The organism is Campylobacter sp. MIT 99-7217 (assembly GCF_006864365.1).
GTDB lineage: Bacteria > Campylobacterota > Campylobacteria > Campylobacterales > Campylobacteraceae > Campylobacter_D.
On record NZ_QHLJ01000004.1, the window covers coordinates 14,938 to 32,221 of the forward strand.

Consider the following 17,284-nt stretch of genomic DNA (forward strand, 5'->3'; position numbering starts at 1 on the left):
CCTTGAGCGTTTAAAACTCGAGTGGCTCGTATTTTATGCTAATGATTTCAAATTCACTCTCGCCCTTTGGCAACCTAACCCTAAAATCATCGCCCTCTTTTTTACCCAGCATAGCCTTTGCAAGTGGCGAATTTATCGAGATATAACCCTTTTCTAAATTCGCTTCAGCAAGCCCAACAAGCGTGTATTTGCTTTCTTTGTCCGTATCCATGTCGCAAATCACGACACTTGAGCCAAATTTTACCGCCTCATGCTCGTAACTTGCAGGATCGATGATTTGAGCCCTGCTTAAAAGATCGCTAAGCTCGGCTATTCGTTTTTCCATAAGGGCTTGTTTTTCTCTTGCGGCGTGGTATTCTGCATTTTCTTTCAAGTCCCCATGACTTCTTGCCACATCGATTTCTTCGACGACCTTTGGACGCTGAACGCTCTTTAGATCCTCTAACTCAGCCGCTAATTTATCATAACCAAATTTACTCATCGGTTCTTTTTGCATTATTTTTCCTTATCGATTTCAAAAAGTATTTTCGCTAAATTTCGCGCACTTCCAAAACGCAAATACTCTTTTAAAAATGATACTTTAGCAAAAAATTCCTTATAATCAAATTTTTTATAAGCTTCATATAAATTTAGTACATTAACTTCAGCTTGCAAAAATTCAGGATTTAGCTCGCTTTTTCCTGCAAAATCACAAAAAATATTGGCAAGCCCTATGTGCTTTAGTTTCACAAAGCATTTTGCGATGAAAAAATCAACACTCTTTGCCTTATAAGCTAGGATAAAAGGCGTTCCAATTAAAGCTGCTTCAAGCGTAGCTGTGCCACTACAAATAAAGGCAAAATCAGCTTTTTTAAGCACGGCTGGGGTGTTGCTCTTTACTTCAAAACCATCTAAATCCCCATAAATTTCAAGGCGGTTAAGATTAAAAGGTGGCACACAAAGCACCTTTTTAGCACTAAATTTACTAGCTAGGTCTCTAAAAACAGGCATTAGCCTTGTGATCTCGCTTTTTCTTGATCCCGGCAAAAAAGCGATGAGCTTTTCTTTTTCTTCTTTTTTAAGCAATGCTTCAAAGTCCTTTTCATCTTTAAATTCTTTTAGCTCATCTAAGAGCGGATGCCCTACATACACGCTTTTGCTAAAAAATTGTTCATCAAAAGGAAGTATAGAAGCTAAAGCGTCAAAATGAGCTTCTATCACAGGGATACGCCCTTTTTTCCATGCCCAAACCTGAGGCAGGATATAATAAATGCGTTTTGTTTTTGAGTGAGCCTTTTTCAAAGCCTTTGCAAGGGGTATGTTAAAAGCAGGAGAATCAATGCACAAAATAGCTGAAATTTTAGGGCTTTGCTCTAAATTTTCTTGTGTAAATGAGCCTTGATTCTCTAAATTTAAAGCATTTTTAGACTTTAAACCCTCACTTTGCATAACCAAGCTCACAAGCTCTTTGCAAGCCTTTTTTGCTTTAAAAACGAGGGGCAAAATCTCCACAAAACCCATAGCCGAAAACTCGTGCGAGCTATAAAGTGGTTTTGATCTTAAGCAAAACTCCTCACACAAGCTTTCATCATAAATTCCTACCAAATCAAACTCACCAAATTCCTTTTTATAGGCTTTTAAAAGCTCTTTTAAATGTAAATTTGCCGAGGGTTCTAAGGCACAGACTAGAAAGGTTTTCATTGCAAACCTTGTTTATTTATAAAATCCATAATTTCTTTTTCTAGTATATCCTCTAGCTTTCCTTGATCCTCCCACGGAGATTGATTGTTTGCCCTGATATCAAAAGGACTTTGCTTTAGATCTTTCTTGATTTTATCTAAATACTTGTTATTTTTGATATTTTCGAAATATTTGAGCGTTTCATCTCTCCAAGCTTTAGAATAAGTCAGTATAATATGTTTATCTAGAGCTTTTGCAAGACCATATTCAAACATTACATTTGTGTTATTTGTGCTTATATCTATAATGATTATGTCTGATTCCTCTATGTGTTTTGATATTTTATCAGGAATATTATCATCAGATTTTTGTTCCATGATAGGACGCAGTTCAAAATTAATTAAATAATTTCTGCCCTTAAATTTATATATAACATTGTTAATGGCACTTCTATAAGTGTTTATATAATCTTCATTACACTCCATAGCGACAAAGATATATTTCGTTCTGTTTAATTCTTCATAATATTTTATAAAAGCTTCATGTAAGTCAGTAAAATTTTTAAAATTTTTTATGTTATAGTTAAATTTATTGATCCACTGCTCAAATTTTGATAGTTTTTCTTCTGTTTCGGAAGAATCTTTAGAATTTAATCTTAAAAAGCATATGACTCCAAGCATTTCGGGTGGAAAATTATGCTTACGACAATGATAAATACCCATAGACTGTTCCAAAATATCACATAAATATTTATCTTTTCCAATATCATCAAGACTAAGCATTTCTTTTAATACGCTAATCAAAACATCTTTTTGATCATCAGAAAAATCTATCCAGCTCTTTTTTATTTTATTTAAAATAAATAAAAATCTATCATTTTGTATAAATTCTTTTAATTCACCCTCATCCGCCTTTGTTACGATATCTAGAGTCTTAAGCGAATCTATCGGTAAAGCTTTAGAATTAAGTAAATAAAAATACAAATGCTCATAAGAAGACTCTTTGGTCTTAGCAACAAAAATAATACAAAACGACAATAAGCGATTTGTGCGAAAAATATTGTTTGTTGTTTTATTTTTACTTATTTCTTTTTTAATACCGCGTTCCGCTACTTCCCCTAGCACCTCTAATCTATGATTTCCATCTAAACGGTATAATGTTTCATTATCTTGAATAGTAAATGAAGCTATGCCCAATGCCTCAATCCTAGATAAAGTGTCAACATCTTTTAATCCATCTAACTCATGAATCAGTAGTTTTATAGGTAATTCCTCTGGGTCTATTGCTGGATCATATTCATATAACAAGGTAACCTCTGGAAAATATATTTTCTCTTGAGAGTTCTTAATAAGATACTCTTCAATATCTCTTTTATGTTTTTCATTAATTTTTCGTTGATAATATTTGTTTATCTTTGAAATCTTTGATAGTGTTTTGGAGTCTGCAAAGCCTCTTAAAACTTGAATTCCATTTTTCGAACTTAAAGGCTTGAAAGCTTTATATTTTTCTAAATTAAATTCTAATTCTTTACCTTGCAAATGTTCCGTTAGTTCATTGCTTGAATTTTTTGTTTCTTCACATTCGCCCAAGTATTGCATGATCCCATAGAGCTTAGTCATATATCTCCTTTTATGCAAAAATTAAATGCTGCAATTTTGTATCAATTAAATTTTTTAACTCTTTTATTTTAGCATTATTTTGCTCTATGATGGCTTTTTTAGCTTCTATAAACTCGACTATTTTTTCTTGTTCTTTTAGTGGAGGCAGGGGGATTTGCAGATTTTGTAAAAAATCCTTCGGCACTCTTTGCTGTCCAGCAGAGCCTTTAAATCTAAGTTTAGCATTGAGTACCGTAGAATCTAATCTTAAAAATTGCAAAATAAAATCTATATTAGTTTCAAATTTATCTTTAGAACGCACGACAAAAAACTCTGTAGAACCAAAGCCATAAGCATTTTTAAGCCCTTTTACAACAAGTGATTTTTTATTTTCCATACAAGGAGTAATCTTTGCCCACAATAAATCATTATCTTTAAATTTAGTAAATCCTTTATATTCCACAGCTTTTCTATTTGTAGGATAAAAATCCGTCCCATTACTTGAGACTGCTTGCATTGGTACAAAGCTCACTTCTTTATCTTTTGTTATCAATTCGCTAAAATCCACATTTGGATTTATAAGGCAAATTTCTTCAAGTCTTACTAAGGGATATTTTGGCTTTTTAGTTTCTTTAGGCTCTTGCACCTTTTTAAAATGCTGGGCTGTATTTGCTAGGGCGTGTTTTTGATTAGAGGCTGTATCCCAACGCTCCAAATCTTTAAAATGAACTACAAAGATTTTTTGTCGCTCTCTCTGTTCCTGCTTTTCTAAGCCAAGAGCTATATATATATATATGCCTCTATCTCATCTTTTAGCCTTTTTTCTTCTTCTTGTAAGGCTTTTATCTTATTTTTAATATCTTCTATCTTGGCTACTATTTCTTTTTGTATCTCAAGTGGTGGCAGAGGGATTTGTAAAGTTTTTATAAAATTAAAATTTGATTCTGTTTTTATACCCTTAACTTTCTTGGTTGCAACATAATCTTGAAAACTTTTTTGCTTTAAAATGAGTACTAGATATTTATCTAATATGATTTCTCTATTAATAATATATGGTTGATAGTGAGTAGAGGCGTAAGCTTTGTCTATATCGCACAAGCTTATCGCTCCTTGATGAAAATTGATATTAGACACAAGCAAATCATCTTTAAGGACAGCATACATATCCATTCTAGTGCGTGGTTCTTTTCTATATTCAATATGAGATTTTTCAAAGGGTATTTTTGAAACAATAGGCGTTAAGCCATCGTATTCGTTTGGTTTTATTCTTTCTTTTCTAGGTGTTAAAATATTTCCTAAATATTCTAAATTAAATTTGGATTTTACAGAATGCACGCCAAAAAAATAACTAACATCCCATCTACTCAAATCCCTAAACCATACAATAGCAAGCTTACTCATTTTTACCCCAATTTATATTATATTCTTTTAAAAAGTCTTTAAAATGCGAGGCTATGCCCTTTTGCTTTAAAAACTCTTTGCCGTCCTTTTCCTCATATATATCTATAAAGTCATTTGGCACATTAGCCCCTGTTTCACCTGTGCTAGTAATACCTGCAAAATCAGCTTCTGCCATAAAGATAGGATAGTCAAAATCTTCTTTTGTCTTTTGTAAAGCCTCATTATTTATAGAATCTTTTAGCTCTTTTAGCTCTTTTTTAGCCCTCTTTTTATCCTCGCTTGTGTATTTGCTTTCCTCTCCTTTTGCTCTACGATAATTTATGATAGCTTCTAAATTTAGCAAGCTTTTTTCGTGTTTAGATTCTAAAATTGCCTTGTTTTGCTCTAAAAGTTCATTATATCTTTCTTGTTCTTCTTTGCTAAATTTTTGTAAAAATAAAATGGAGCATTTTACAGATGCCTTAGCACTGATAAAGGTTTCAGTAGGCAAGGATATAACGGCTCTAAGATAGGCTTTGCCCTCTACAAATTTACGCACATAAGAAGCATTTGGTGTATTAAAAACGCCCTCTGGTAAGACTATGCCAAGCCTACCACTAGGCTTTAATAAATCAAGACAACGATTGATAAAAAGATGCTCAGTTTTATCACTTTGTAGATTTTCTTTAAGCTCAAAAAGTGAGGCTATGGGCTCTCCTATATTATCCAAAATCTTTCTTTGTGCATTTTGATAAATTTCTTTGCCGTAAATTTTATAGTATTCTTCTATGTATTCTTCCTTGCCCTCTTTTGGTGCTAACTTGCCTTTAGAATCTAGCTTTAGCTGGGAATCTTTTTCTAAGATTTTTTCATCCTTTTCTACTTGGCTTCCAAAGGGTGGATTTGTAAGGATAATATCAAAGCGATTTTCAAAGATACCATTGACATTTAAAAGTCCGTTGTGATGGTGAATTCCACCATGCCCGTCTCCGTGCATTATCATATTCATTTTAGAGGTCCTTGCCATTCTATCATTTGCGTCAGTGCCGAAAATACAAGAATTAGAAAGCTTAAAAAGCCTAGTGTTTTTGTTTTCATTATCTAGTTCTTTTTGTAATTCTTGCCATTTTTCATTTAATTTTTTGCTTTCTTCTTGGCTTATTTCTTTTTTATTGCCTATCAAATTTAGCTTAAAATCTTCATATTGATTAATCAAATCTTTTTGTATATCTTCTTTAATCTTACTAAAGATTCTAATCAAAAAGCCCCCACTGCCACTAGCAGGATCACAACATATCTCATTTTCCCTTGGGTTTATCATCTCTATCATAAAATCTACCACACTTCTAGGGGTAAAAAACTGCCCTAACTCACCTCTTAAGGTAGAGCCTAAAAATTTCTCAAAGGCTATGCCCTTAATATCTGTTGAGGTAAGGGATAAGTTGTATTTTTCAAGCTCTTCAACTATGCGTAAAATGGTGCTTTCTTTTAGCTTTATTTTTTCATTTACTTCAAAAATTTCATCTTTGGCAAAAACTTTTTTGGTTTGAGAAAAAAGCGATTCTAAGGGATTAACATTAAATTTTTTAGCTTCTTCAAAATATTGGACTGTAAATTTATTTTCTTTTTTACCCTTTAATAAGTCTCTTTCTACATACACTTTCATAAATAAAATTTTAGAAATCTCATCAAAGGCTTCAGTGGGAGCAAGTTTGTCCATATTTCTTATGATATTGTGGCATTTGTGTAGTTTTGTAGCAAATTCATCCTCTTTAAAGGCGACTAAATCATTAAAAAGCTTTTCAATTTCTTCTTTACTTGCCTTGTTTTCAGGGATATTTGAAATCTCTTGTCTGTGTCCTGGCACTTTATCTTCTAATATACGCCAAAATCTAGTCTCGTAGCTATTGTGCGTTATAAAAAAGGGAGCACCAAGTGTTCTAGCATAGCTCTCACCTTGGGCATAATCATCTTCACTAATGCGGATATTATCAGCCTTGCATTCTACTACTATAAATGGGAGCCTATTAGTTTGCTTATCCTCTATACTTTGCCATATCACTATATCAGCTCTTGTTGTGCCTTTGCCATACTTTGTTTTTACTTCCTCATCCATTTGAGCTAGGTCGTATTTGTAGTTATTTACGAGGGTAAGAACGAATTTTTGCCTGATTATTTCTTCTGGAGTAGCCACTAGGTATTTAGCTCTTATGTGCGAGTAAATCTTACCCTCTTTATTAAATTTTAATTCAAGTTGTGTCATCTTGATACCTTTGCTTAATGTTTAATTTATTTTATAATGAACTTAATTAAAAATTTTAAAATATTTTATCAAATTATAGCAACCCAAAACTCATAATGCTTTTCTTAAATACCATATTTTACCTTAATTTTTAACTTTCATAACGCTTCCTTTTACAAAAACATTTAAAATTTTCAAAGAATTTTATGTTAGAATTTAGCTTCATTTTTAAGGAAAATTTAATGAAAGAAATTTTGATCACAAATGATGACGGCTTTGAAAGCGAGGGGCTTAGAAAGCTTGTTAAAATGCTTAGAAAAGAGTTTAAGGCAAAGGTTACGGTTGTCGCTCCAGCTAGTGAAAAATCAGCTTGCTCGCACTCTATCACACTTACTAAACCGCTTAAATTTGTAAAGGTTGGAAAAAGATTTTACAAGCTTGATGATGGCACGCCAAGTGATTGTATTTACCTTGCTTTGCATGCTCTTTATAAAACGCGTTTGCCTGATCTTGTGATAAGCGGTATCAACAAAGGGGCAAATGTAGGCGAGGATATCACCTATTCAGGCACTTGTGCTGGGGCTATGGAAGCTGTTTTGCAAGGAATTCCAGCCCTTGCCTTGTCGCAGTTTTATACAGCAAAAGAAAAGGAATTTGACTTTAAAAACGCCTTAAAAATCACCAAAAAAATCGTAAAAAAGATCTTTAATGAAGGCTTTGTGCTGGGTAAAAAAGAGTTTTTAAATGTCAATTTTCCCTCCGCAAAGAGCGAATTTAAGGGTATAAAAGTTTGCAAGGCAGGAAAAAGAGTGTATAACTATAAAGCAAGCTCAAATGTCAATCCTAGGGGCGTTGAGTATTTTTGGCTTGCTGCTGCTGATCTTGATCATATCGATGAAAAAGATAGTGATATAAGCTTGCTTAAAAAAGGCTATGCGACCATAACGCCCATAATGCTTGATCTTACGGCTTATGAAAGGATAAAAAGCGTTAAAAAATGGCTAGGACTTGATGATGAATGACAGATACACCCGTGTAAAATGGCTCATCGGCGAGGATAAATTTCAAAAGCTTGGTCAAATGAAAGTCCTAGTTTGTGGGCTTGGTGGCGTTGGTGGGATCTGTGTGGATACGCTTTTTCGCACGGGTTTTAAGGATTTTACCCTCATTGACGCTGATAAATTCGAGCTTACGAACCAAAACCGCCAGCTTCATAGTGAATTTATAGATGAGGCAAAGGCTGAGGTTTTTGAGCGAATTTATGGAGCAAATGCCAAGGTAAAGGGCATTGTGAGTAAGATCGATACGCAGTTTTTGCAAGGTTTTGATCTAAGCAAATTTGATCTTGTTATCGATGCGATCGATGATATCCCTGCAAAAGTAGCCCTAGCACACGCGATAAATTTTAAACAACAAATTTTCATCAGTGCCACAGGTGGAGCTAGAAAGCTTGATCCAACGCGTATCAAAACAGCTTCGATCTTCAAAACGCACGGCGATGCCTTGGCTAAAAAATTCCGCTATGAGCTTAGGAAAAGTGGCTTTAGGGGCGATTTTGATGTGGTTTTTTCAGACGAGGAAGCACATTGTAAGGATCTTGGCTCTTTTATGGGCGTTACGGCTTCTTTTGGACTAGCTTTGGCGAGTTTAGCCTTAAAAAAAGTGCTTGAAAAATGAATTTAGCTTTCAAAAAAATTTTTATTTTTTTATTATTTTTAAGCGTTTTAAAAGCTGATGAGAATTTAAAAGATCTTTTTAAGGATATGAATTTAAGCGGCGTTTTAATAAGTTTTGATGGACTAAGCTATAAAAGTAATGATTTTAAAAGGGCAAATCAAGCCTTTAGTCCTGCTTCGACCTTTAAAATCGCAAACGCACTCATCGCCCTTGATAATGGCGTTATAAAAGACGCTAACGAGGTTTTTTATATTTATAAGGGCGAAAAGGTTTTTTTACAAAGTTGGGCGCAAGATGCAAATTTAAGCACCGCTATGAAAAACTCGGCTGTGCCAGCTTTTAAAGAGCTTGCTAGAAAAATCGGACTTAAAAAGATGAAAGAAGGGCTTAAAAAGCTTGCTTATGGCAATGAAAAAATAAGCTTGATTGATGAGTTTTGGCTTGATGATAGTTTGAAAATTTCGGCAAAAGAGCAGGTGGATATGCTTTTTGCTTTGATGAGACTTGATTTGCCTTTTTCTAAGAAAGCTCAAGAAGAGGTGATAAAAACTCTTGAGTTAAAGAGCGGAATTTACGCAAAAACGGGTTTTAATGACAAAATAGGCCTCGCTTGGATAATAGGCTTCGTAAAGCAAAAAAAGCTTGCCTTTGCGATGAATTTAGACATCAAAGACTTCGAAGACTTGCCAAAGAGAGAACTTTTGCTTGAAAACGCATTACAATATAAATACTTTTAAAAGCCTACAAAGATAAATTCCTAGCCTTATAAAACTCACATTTTTGACAAAGTTCTTCAAGCAAAATACCCCTTTTAAAGCCCTCTTTCATTTTTACAAATCTTGGCTTTAAGCTTAGCTCTTCTAGGCTGTTTTCAAAGATATTTCCAAGATTTATTTGTCCAGCACTATCCAAACAGCAAGGCACTAAGATCCCATTGCTAAGCACTCCAAGCTGTTTTGAAAGAGCATGACAAGAGCCTGTTGTTTTGATCTTTTTAGAGTTTAAACTAGCCCATTTAAAAAGCCTTGCTTGGTGTAAAAAAATCTTTCTAGCAAGGCGGTTTTGCCTAGCCTCCTTGTCTATTTTTAGCTTAAAATGCTCTTCTAAAAGCTTATAAATTGGCTCATTTTGCAAGGGACTTTGAAAATTGGGCTTTAAATTCCATAGTCTAAGATTAATAAAGCTTTGCTTTTTTAAGCTTATATGTTTATCGCAAAGTTCTAAAATAGGGCTAAAATAAGCTTCAAATTTAAGCTTTTTTTGACTTAAAAAGGACATTAAGGAAAGATTAATTTGCCTGATATTATCAAATTCTAAAAGTAAGGCTTGATTTTTTTTGCTCAAATAAAAGCCACTTGTGGTAAGTTCTAGCTTCATCTTATAAGCTCTTGCTATGTTTAAATACTGCTCTAAATTTTCCAAGATCAAAGGATCGCCAAGTAGATGAAAGGTAAAAAGCCTCGCTTTGTTGTGGATTTTCCTTGCTAAATTTTCAAAATCATCAAGGCTCATAACACCCCTAAGTGCCTTAACACTAGGGCAAAAAGAGCATTCAAGTCCGCAAATATCACTAAGTTCTATATAAATTTTTTGAAATTTCATCTTTTTTAAATAGCTCCAAAGCCTTTAAACTTAAATTTGAAAGGGCTAGCTTTTGTAAATCTTGCACCCTTTTAAACTCATATCTTTGATCCCTTTCTTTCAAAATTTGATAAAAAATCTTCACATTAAGCTTAAATTTAGTATAGCTATGCTTAAACTGGGCTAAAAGGCTCATATCTTCAAGCTCGCAGTTTTCAAGCCTATCAAAGGGGAAATTATACAAATTTTTATACAAGGCTTCCTTACTTTTTAATACAGCAATTTTATCCTCAAAATTTAAGATAAACAAGGCAAGATCTAAATTTTCATAATTTTTTTTCTTGCTTTGTGGATAGCTTAAGGGCTCATTTTTACCCTTGCAAGCTTCATTTAGGGGACAAAGCTTACACTGAGCTTTTTTAGGCGTGCAAATCAAAGCTCCTATATCAAGTAAGGCTTGGTTATGATCAAAGGCATTTTTGGGATTTAAAAGCTCATCAGCTCTTGCTTGAAGCTCTTTTAAGCTTGGATTTTCAAGGGCAAAAAAGCGACTTAAAACACGGCTAATATTACCATCAACAAAGCCTAAAGCCTCTTCATAAGCAAAACAAGCAATAGCCCTTGCTGTGTAAGAGCCTATCCCACTTAGCCTTTCAAGCTCTTTAAGCTCCTTAGGAAGCTTGGCTTTGAAATTTAACACACAAGTTTTTGCACATTTTTTTAAATTCCTTGCTCTGTGATAATAACCAAGCCCTTGCCAAGCCTTTAAAAGCCTTTGTTCATCAGCTTTTGCTAGGCTTTTTAGGTTTGGAAATTCTTCTAAAAAGGGGAAATAAAAATGCTCTAAGACCCTTTTAACCTGAGTTTGCTGAAGCATAATCTCGCTAATATAAACAAGATAGGCTCTATCAAGCTTATCAAAGGCTTTTAACTTAGGATCTAAAAATTTTTTCCCTTTTTTTCTTGCTAAATAACGCCAAGGAAGTTCTTTGCGTCCGTTTTTTTCATACCAAGATAAAATTTTTTCTTGCAAAAGCTCTAAGTTCATTGAAATCCTAAAATAAAATTGTATTTTAAGTAAAAAGATATTAAAATGAGCTTTTATAAAATTCTAAGGAGTTGTAATGATGGCTTTTTTAAAGGGTTTAGGGATAGGAATTTTGTGTCTTATAGCCTTTCTTGGTGGGCTTGTTTTTACTGAATTTGTTTTCAAAAAATCCCCACGCGATGATAGGCTAGTAGTTAATGAAGTTATCGAAAGCTCTTTAAATATCACTCCTAGCAACTTCACTTCGAATGTGGAATTTTCAGCAAGTGCATTTTTAAGCACAAAGGAAAATTTAAGCGGAAGCGAAAAAGCAGAAATCACAAAAGCATTCAATGCTATCTTAGATAGGGCTTCTAAGGATAAAATTTGTAGAGGTGGAAGCTATAGTGTAGAACCCACATTTTCTTATAAAGACGGCATTTCTATACCAAAAGGACAACGATTTAGTGCATATCTTAACTGCACGATCTCAAAAGAACAACTTCAAATTTATAACACGCTTTTAAATGATATGGATAAAATCGCAACCCAAAGTAACTACATTACTATGTCTATACCTGCTTTAAAGGCGAGTTTTTCAGAACAAGACCTTAAACAAAGCGATGAAAAGCTCAAAGAAGAGCTGATCAAACAAGCTCAAGAAAAGGCAACTTATTTTTCAGAACTGACGCAAAAAGCTTGCACTTTGCAAAATTTAGAGCTTAGCTCAAATAGCCACAATATAGAGCCAAGAGTTCTTATGAGTTCAGCTAAGGCAAGTGGAATGAGCAATGATTCGTTTTCAAATGCCTTACCACTGGTTGATGAACAAACAAGAAAGGCTAATGCAAGCGTTCGCTATCTTTGTAAAAATCCCTAAAAACTTCAAATCTTTTTAAGAATATTTTGATACAATTCTAGTTTTTAAAGAAATTTGCGGGAATAGCTCAGGGGTAGAGCACAACCTTGCCAAGGTTGGGGTCGCGAGTTCGAATCTCGTTTCCCGCTCCACCTGCCCGGGTGGTGGAATTGGTAGACACAAGGGACTTAAAATCCCTCGGAATTTTTCTTCCGTGCCGGTTCAAGTCCGGCCTCGGGCACCACTTTATGGTTATCAGGGCGACATAGCCAAGCGGTAAGGCATGGGCCTGCAAAGCCTTGATCCCCGGTTCAAATCCGGGTGTCGCCTCCAAAAAGGCAAAATTACGGGAGATGGCTGAGTGGTCGAAAGCGGCGGTCTTGAAAACCGTTGAGGGTAACACCTCCAGGGGTTCGAATCCCTTTCTCCCGGCCACATTTGATAATGCCAAAACAATACACAAAGCCCAGATCAAAAATCCTTGTATTGTCTTAAAGAGCGAAGATGATTTTTTATATTTTGACGATTTTATTTTTTACTTATGTGGCTATCATCACTTTAAGAATGCTTCTTGAAAATAGATCCCCAAATTCTATCCTTGCTTGGTTCATGGTCTTGGTCTTTTTGCCTTATGTTGGGGCTTTTTTGTATATTTTCTTTGGTATAGACTGGAAAAAATCAAAAGAAAAAATTTCAGCCAAGCTCCCTGAAGACATACTTAAAAAATTCCTCTCATCTCACTTAGAAGATGAAAATACAATCCTTAAAAAAATGAAAGATCATAAACTTAACACCTCTTTAATGAATCTTGCTCTAAATACTGCTTATACACCTATCACAACACAAAATGAGGTTGAAATTTTTTATGAGGGCAAAATGCTTTTTGACCGCTTGCTAGAGGATTTAAGACAAGCAAAAACAAGCATTCACATGCAATACTATATCTTTAGAAGTGATACTTTGGGCAAAAGGATAAAAGAAGTGCTTATACAAAAGGCTAAGGAAGGTGTTGATATAAGGCTCATTTTTGATGGACTTGGAAGCCTTTTTGGTATAAGTGCTTTTTACAAAAGAGACTTGAAAAAACATGGGATCAAATTTCTTTATTTTCATGATCCTTTTTTCATACTTTGGACTCGCTTTATTAATTACAGAAATCACAGGAAAATCGTTGTAATCGACGGAAATATCGCTTATACAGGTGGTATGAATGTAGGACAAGAATACATAGACGGAGGCAAAGAATTTAGCTCTTGGAAAGATACTCACTTAAGACTTGTAGGTCAAGCTTGTCATCTTTTGCAAAATATTTTTATTTGCGACTGGCACAATAGCGGAGGAGAAGATCTTAATGAATTTTTTGAAAATATAGAAAAACTAGGCGATAAGCTTTTAAACTACGAGAGCAAGCTTTTTCCTCAAATTCATGTAAAAAACTACCTTCCTATGCAAATCATCACTTCAGGACCTGATTCTAAATGGGGAAATATCCAAAGAATGTATTCAAAAATGATTAATCTTGCCAAAAAAAATATCTATATCCAAACGCCTTATTTTGTCCCTGATGAAAGTTTTTTACAAGCCTTAGAAAATGCGGCATTAAGTGGGGTAAAAACACATTTGATGATAGCTGGAATTCCTGATCACAAGCTTTCTTGGTGGGTAGCTCAAACTTATTTTGAAAACTTGCTCAATGCTGGAGTTAAAATTTATCTTTATGAAAAAGGTTTTTTACATAGCAAGTCTTGTTGTATCGACACAGAAGTTGTTTGTGTAGGCTCTTGTAACATAGACATAAGAAGTTTTTATCTACTTTATGAGATCAATGCCGTTTTTTACGATAAAAAAGTGGCTCAAAACTTTGAAGAAAATTTCAATGAAAACGCTAAATACTCACGCCTCATTACCCTGCAAGAATACCAAAAGCAAAATATTCTTATCCGTTTGAGAAATTCTATTTGCAGGCTTTTTGCTCCTATGCTTTAAACAAAAAAGATTTATTTTTAAAATAATAAAAATTATCATTAAATTATGTAAAATTTAAGCTTTCTTAAAATTTAAATTTATTAAAATTAGCTCCTAATTTTAATAAAGGAGAAAGAATGGAATTCTTGGAACTTCTAATGGTTTTAATCGCAATGATTTTAATCATTAAAAAGCCAGAAAAAGAAAAATTGGCTTTTACTCTTGTTATTGCCTCTTGGGCGATCATGATCTTCCTCTATGTAGGACACAAATCCGGTGCGTTTTTAACGACCATAAATCCATAAGGAGATAAGATGAACAACGAAATTACAAAAGCGAAAAATTTTTATTTTCTTATGTGTTTAGCAGGCTTTATACTTATACTTTTGCCTGTTGGGATTGCAAATATTATCTTTGGTTACATGATGGGAGATAGCCCTTGCACCCTATGTTGGGGACAAAGAGAGGCGATGATTTTCATAGGTGTCATGGCACTTTTCATTTTCCGTTATGGTTTAAAGCCTCAGTATTTGGCAAGTTTGCTCGTAATGACAGCCTTTGGACTTTATCAGTCTTTTGCACAATATGGAAACCACGCTCACAGAGACCTAGATCAAGGCTTTAGCTTACAAGTTTTTGGTATCCATACTTATTTTTGGGCGGAAGTAGTTTTCTTTGCTGTTGTTTTGCTACTTGGTGTTATGTTTTTCCTTGCACCTAAATTTAGTGTTTTTGAAAAAGAAATGAACGGAGAAAAGGTAAGACAATTTGGTAAATTTAGCTTTGCTGCCTTTGTTATCTCAGCTTTAATCGTTGCTTCAAATGTTTTTCAAGCCTTCGTAAGTACCGGTGTACCTCCATTTGTAGGGCAAGGTGATCCGGTTCGTTTTTCTCTTAATCCAAAATATATTATTTGGAGTACAGATGGTTGGAAAAGCACATGGACAAGCTTTTCTTTCTTAGGCAAAAGAGATGTGAAAGCCCCTGATTATGCTTTTGCACCAGCAAGTCAAAAACTTGGAGTTAGTTTTGACAATGATTCAAACAATTCTCCTTTAGCCATTACTCAGGAAGTAAAAATCATCGATCAAAAAACAATAGAAATCGACAAACCTTTAAACACTCTAAATTTCATTAATGGAGAATTTGTAACCAGCTCAAAATGGAATGTGTATTTTATGGATCAAGATTTCCAACTTAAAGATGAATTTGAAATCGATCCTTACTTCTCAGCAACCATTGATCCTATCGTTGGTATAGTGCCTTTCATGCAAGATAAATATATTTTAATTGGTTCAAATAAAACCTTGCTTAGATTTGGCAAAAATCCTAACGCCGATGAAGCTTTACAATACGCTGATTTCATCAAGGGTGCTGATAAATTTGAAGGACAAGGACAAGGCTTAGGAAGGGCAAGACTTGACACCGTTCGTGCAAAATACAACCACATTGCAAGCATGAGTAATGATGAAAAATATTTTTACACAGCCACAGTGCCAAACAACAAAGATAGCAAAAGCTTCGTGATCTCTAAATTCTCTTTTGATGATAGGGTGCTTTCAGGAGAATTTACTCCAAAAGCTGATACGCTTAAAGAGGGTAGAAGTCTTGGAGAACTTTATGTAACAGCTATGCAACTTAAGGATAAAAGCCTTTATGCTTTGAGTAAAAATCACAATGTTATCGTTTTAATCGATCCTTATGAAGAAAAAGTGGTTGATACCATAGCTTATCCGGCTGAAATCACAAATGCAAGAGCCTTACATATAGATGATGAGGGCAAACTTCATATCCTTTCATATCAAGATGGAAAGAACATATACTTTACCTTGCAATAACTCGTGTGAGCTTTAAGGCTCACACTTTCAAAATTCATTTTTTTTAAAGCTTAAATTTGATAGAATTTGAGCCTTTTATAAATCAAAATTTAAGGACAGATCTTGGCAAAAGATGATGTGATAGAAATTGATGGCAATGTCGTTGAGGCTTTACCTAATGCGAATTTTAAGGTCGAGCTTGATAATAAACATGTGATACTTTGTCATATCGCAGGAAAAATGCGTATGCATTATATCCGTATCATGCCAGGGGATCGTGTCAAGGTTGAGCTTACTCCTTATAGTCTTGATAAGGGGCGTATCACTTTTAGATATAAGTGAGAAAATTTAAATCTTACTCATCTTGAGAATAAAAATTTTTACAATCAAATTTTATAGGCTCTTATTTTAAAAATTTATAAATTTTTAAAGCTATTTTTGATAAAATTAAGCTTTTTGCAACAAACAAAAACTATGCGAAGAAGTATTTTCAAAATTTACCACTTGTTTTGAAAATAGTTGGTTCAACTCAAAAACCTAAAATGCAGTTGTTGCAAAATGAAGTGGAATTCATTTTTAGGAGAAGGGCATGAAAGTTAGACCATCTGTAAAAAAGATGTGCGACAAGTGCAAAATAGTTCGCCGTAAAGGTGTAGTTCGCGTTATTTGCGAAAATCCAAAACACAAACAAAGACAAGGATAAACATGGCTCGTATCGCAGGTGTTGATTTACCAAAGAAAAAAAGGATAGAGTACGGACTTACCTATATATATGGTATAGGGCTTTTTAGTGCAAGAAAGATCCTAGATAAGACAGGGATTTCTTATGATAAAAGAGTTCACGAGTTAAGCGAAGATGAAGCAGCAGCGATCCGTAAGGAAATTCAAGAACACTATATGGTTGAGGGTGATCTTAGAAAACAAGTTGCTATGGATATTAAGGCTCTTATGGATTTAGGAAGTTTTAGAGGCTTAAGACACAGAAAAGGTTTGCCTGTTCGCGGACAAAAAACAAAAACGAACGCAAGAACTCGCAAGGGCAAAAGAAAAACAGTCGGTGCGAAATCATAAGGATAAAAAATGGCAAAAAGAAAAATAGTCAAGAAAAAAGTTGTTAAAAAAAATATAGCAAGAGGCATTGTCTATATCAGTGCTACATTTAATAACACTATGGTAACAGTTACTGATGAAATGGGAAATGCTATTGCTTGGAGTAGTGCGGGCGGACTTGGTTTTAAGGGTTCTAAAAAATCCACTCCTTACGCAGCACAACAAGCCGTTGAAGATGCGATGAATAAGGCAAAAGAACACGGCATTAAAGAAGTAGGTATCAAGGTTCAAGGACCAGGAAGCGGTAGAGAAACAGCAGTAAAAAGCGTAGGTGCGATAGAGGGCATTAAGGTTTTATTCTTAAAAGATATTACTCCTTTGGCTCACAATGGTTGCAGACCGCCTAAAAGAAGACGCGTGTAAGAAAAA

The 17,284-nt window shown here is 34.3% G+C and carries 19 protein-coding genes and 4 tRNA genes; 15 read left to right on the top strand and 8 right to left on the bottom strand.

All coding sequences use genetic code 11. The features are described from left to right. Positions 1-10 precede the first annotated feature (10 nt). The 6 genes from greA to DMB92_RS04305 all read right to left on the bottom strand — a co-directional run bounded on the left by greA (position 11) and on the right by DMB92_RS04305 (position 6,900). Positions 11-496, bottom strand: coding sequence for a transcription elongation factor GreA (greA, locus tag DMB92_RS04280; protein ID WP_142681826.1), 486 nt, complete (start codon positions 494-496; stop codon positions 11-13). Next, on the bottom strand, positions 496-1,680 hold the full coding sequence (gene lpxB / locus DMB92_RS04285; protein WP_142681827.1) for a lipid-A-disaccharide synthase: 1,185 nt from the start codon (positions 1,678-1,680) through the stop codon (positions 496-498). Before lpxB ends, greA begins: the two co-directional genes overlap by 1 nt. Further along, positions 1,677-3,278: a hypothetical protein gene (locus tag DMB92_RS04290; protein WP_142681828.1), complete on the bottom strand. Its 1,602-nt coding sequence runs from the start codon at positions 3,276-3,278 to the stop codon at positions 1,677-1,679. Before DMB92_RS04290 ends, lpxB begins: the two co-directional genes overlap by 4 nt. Before the next feature lie 10 nt (positions 3,279-3,288). Next, entirely contained in the window at positions 3,289-3,972 is a 684-nt protein-coding gene (locus DMB92_RS04295; protein ID WP_185900159.1) for a restriction endonuclease subunit S, read from the bottom strand. Between the two features lie 65 nt (positions 3,973-4,037). Continuing rightward, positions 4,038-4,625 carry a restriction endonuclease subunit S gene (locus DMB92_RS04300; RefSeq protein WP_185900160.1) on the bottom strand — a complete coding sequence of 196 codons (588 nt, stop codon included), beginning with the start codon at positions 4,623-4,625 and terminating at the stop codon, positions 4,038-4,040. A 25-nt stretch (positions 4,626-4,650) separates the two neighbouring features. Then, positions 4,651-6,900, bottom strand: coding sequence for an N-6 DNA methylase (locus DMB92_RS04305; RefSeq protein WP_142681831.1), 2,250 nt, complete (start codon positions 6,898-6,900; stop codon positions 4,651-4,653). A 221-nt stretch (positions 6,901-7,121) separates the two neighbouring features. Here DMB92_RS04305 and surE point away from each other — a divergent pair, with 221 nt between their 5' ends. Genes surE through DMB92_RS04320 form a run of 3 tightly spaced genes read left to right on the top strand, consistent with a single transcriptional unit; the run spans position 7,122 to position 9,293 of the window. Then, on the top strand, positions 7,122-7,901 hold the full coding sequence (surE, locus tag DMB92_RS04310; protein ID WP_142681832.1) for a 5'/3'-nucleotidase SurE: 780 nt from the start codon (positions 7,122-7,124) through the stop codon (positions 7,899-7,901). After that, complete coding sequence (locus DMB92_RS04315) at positions 7,891-8,556, top strand: ThiF family adenylyltransferase (RefSeq protein ID WP_142681833.1); 666 nt, start codon at positions 7,891-7,893, stop codon at positions 8,554-8,556. The genes surE and DMB92_RS04315 overlap by 11 nt, the downstream gene beginning before the upstream one ends. Next, positions 8,553-9,293: a class D beta-lactamase gene (locus DMB92_RS04320; protein ID WP_142681834.1), complete on the top strand. Its 741-nt coding sequence runs from the start codon at positions 8,553-8,555 to the stop codon at positions 9,291-9,293. Before DMB92_RS04315 ends, DMB92_RS04320 begins: the two co-directional genes overlap by 4 nt. A gap of 4 nt (positions 9,294-9,297) precedes the next feature. On the opposite strand, the gene DMB92_RS04325 is transcribed toward DMB92_RS04320, so the two are convergent. Together DMB92_RS04325 and mutY are read right to left on the bottom strand one after the other, a co-directional pair. Continuing rightward, positions 9,298-10,158: a radical SAM/SPASM domain-containing protein gene (locus DMB92_RS04325; RefSeq protein WP_142681835.1), complete on the bottom strand. Its 861-nt coding sequence runs from the start codon at positions 10,156-10,158 to the stop codon at positions 9,298-9,300. After that, the gene (gene mutY, locus DMB92_RS04330; RefSeq protein WP_142681836.1) at positions 10,127-11,185 is read right to left on the bottom strand and encodes an A/G-specific adenine glycosylase; all 1,059 of its coding nucleotides are present in this window, start codon (positions 11,183-11,185) and stop codon (positions 10,127-10,129) included. The genes DMB92_RS04325 and mutY overlap by 32 nt, the downstream gene beginning before the upstream one ends. Positions 11,186-11,261: 76 nt before the next feature. On the opposite strand from mutY, the gene DMB92_RS04335 reads away from it, so the two are divergent. From DMB92_RS04335 to rpsK, 12 genes are all read left to right on the top strand, one after another. Further along, on the top strand, positions 11,262-12,044 hold the full coding sequence (locus DMB92_RS04335) for an SIMPL domain-containing protein (RefSeq protein ID WP_142681837.1): 783 nt from the start codon (positions 11,262-11,264) through the stop codon (positions 12,042-12,044). A 56-nt stretch (positions 12,045-12,100) separates the two neighbouring features. Beyond that, a tRNA-Gly gene (locus tag DMB92_RS04340) sits at positions 12,101-12,175 on the top strand. Positions 12,176-12,178: 3 nt separating this feature from the next. After that, a tRNA-Leu gene (locus DMB92_RS04345) sits at positions 12,179-12,267 on the top strand. 15 nt (positions 12,268-12,282) lie between these two features. Beyond that, positions 12,283-12,356, top strand: a tRNA-Cys gene (locus DMB92_RS04350). Between the two features lie 14 nt (positions 12,357-12,370). Beyond that, positions 12,371-12,458: transfer RNA gene (locus tag DMB92_RS04355), tRNA-Ser, on the top strand. A 69-nt stretch (positions 12,459-12,527) separates the two neighbouring features. Next, positions 12,528-14,009, top strand: coding sequence for a cardiolipin synthase (gene cls, locus DMB92_RS04360; protein WP_142681838.1), 1,482 nt, complete (start codon positions 12,528-12,530; stop codon positions 14,007-14,009). A 116-nt stretch (positions 14,010-14,125) separates the two neighbouring features. Beyond that, positions 14,126-14,293: a dihydroneopterin aldolase gene (locus DMB92_RS04365; RefSeq protein WP_142681839.1), complete on the top strand. Its 168-nt coding sequence runs from the start codon at positions 14,126-14,128 to the stop codon at positions 14,291-14,293. A gap of 9 nt (positions 14,294-14,302) precedes the next feature. After that, positions 14,303-15,826, top strand: coding sequence for a disulfide bond formation protein B (locus DMB92_RS04370; protein WP_185900161.1), 1,524 nt, complete (start codon positions 14,303-14,305; stop codon positions 15,824-15,826). A gap of 102 nt (positions 15,827-15,928) precedes the next feature. Next, on the top strand, positions 15,929-16,147 hold the full coding sequence (gene infA / locus DMB92_RS04375; protein ID WP_142681840.1) for a translation initiation factor IF-1: 219 nt from the start codon (positions 15,929-15,931) through the stop codon (positions 16,145-16,147). Between the two features lie 247 nt (positions 16,148-16,394). After that, positions 16,395-16,508, top strand: a complete 114-nt coding sequence (gene rpmJ / locus DMB92_RS04380) for a 50S ribosomal protein L36 (protein WP_142681841.1) — start codon at positions 16,395-16,397, stop codon at positions 16,506-16,508. A 2-nt stretch (positions 16,509-16,510) separates the two neighbouring features. Next, complete coding sequence (gene rpsM / locus DMB92_RS04385; protein ID WP_142681842.1) at positions 16,511-16,876, top strand: 30S ribosomal protein S13; 366 nt, start codon at positions 16,511-16,513, stop codon at positions 16,874-16,876. A gap of 9 nt (positions 16,877-16,885) precedes the next feature. After that, positions 16,886-17,278: a 30S ribosomal protein S11 gene (gene rpsK, locus DMB92_RS04390; protein ID WP_142681843.1), complete on the top strand. Its 393-nt coding sequence runs from the start codon at positions 16,886-16,888 to the stop codon at positions 17,276-17,278. Positions 17,279-17,284 lie beyond the last annotated feature (6 nt).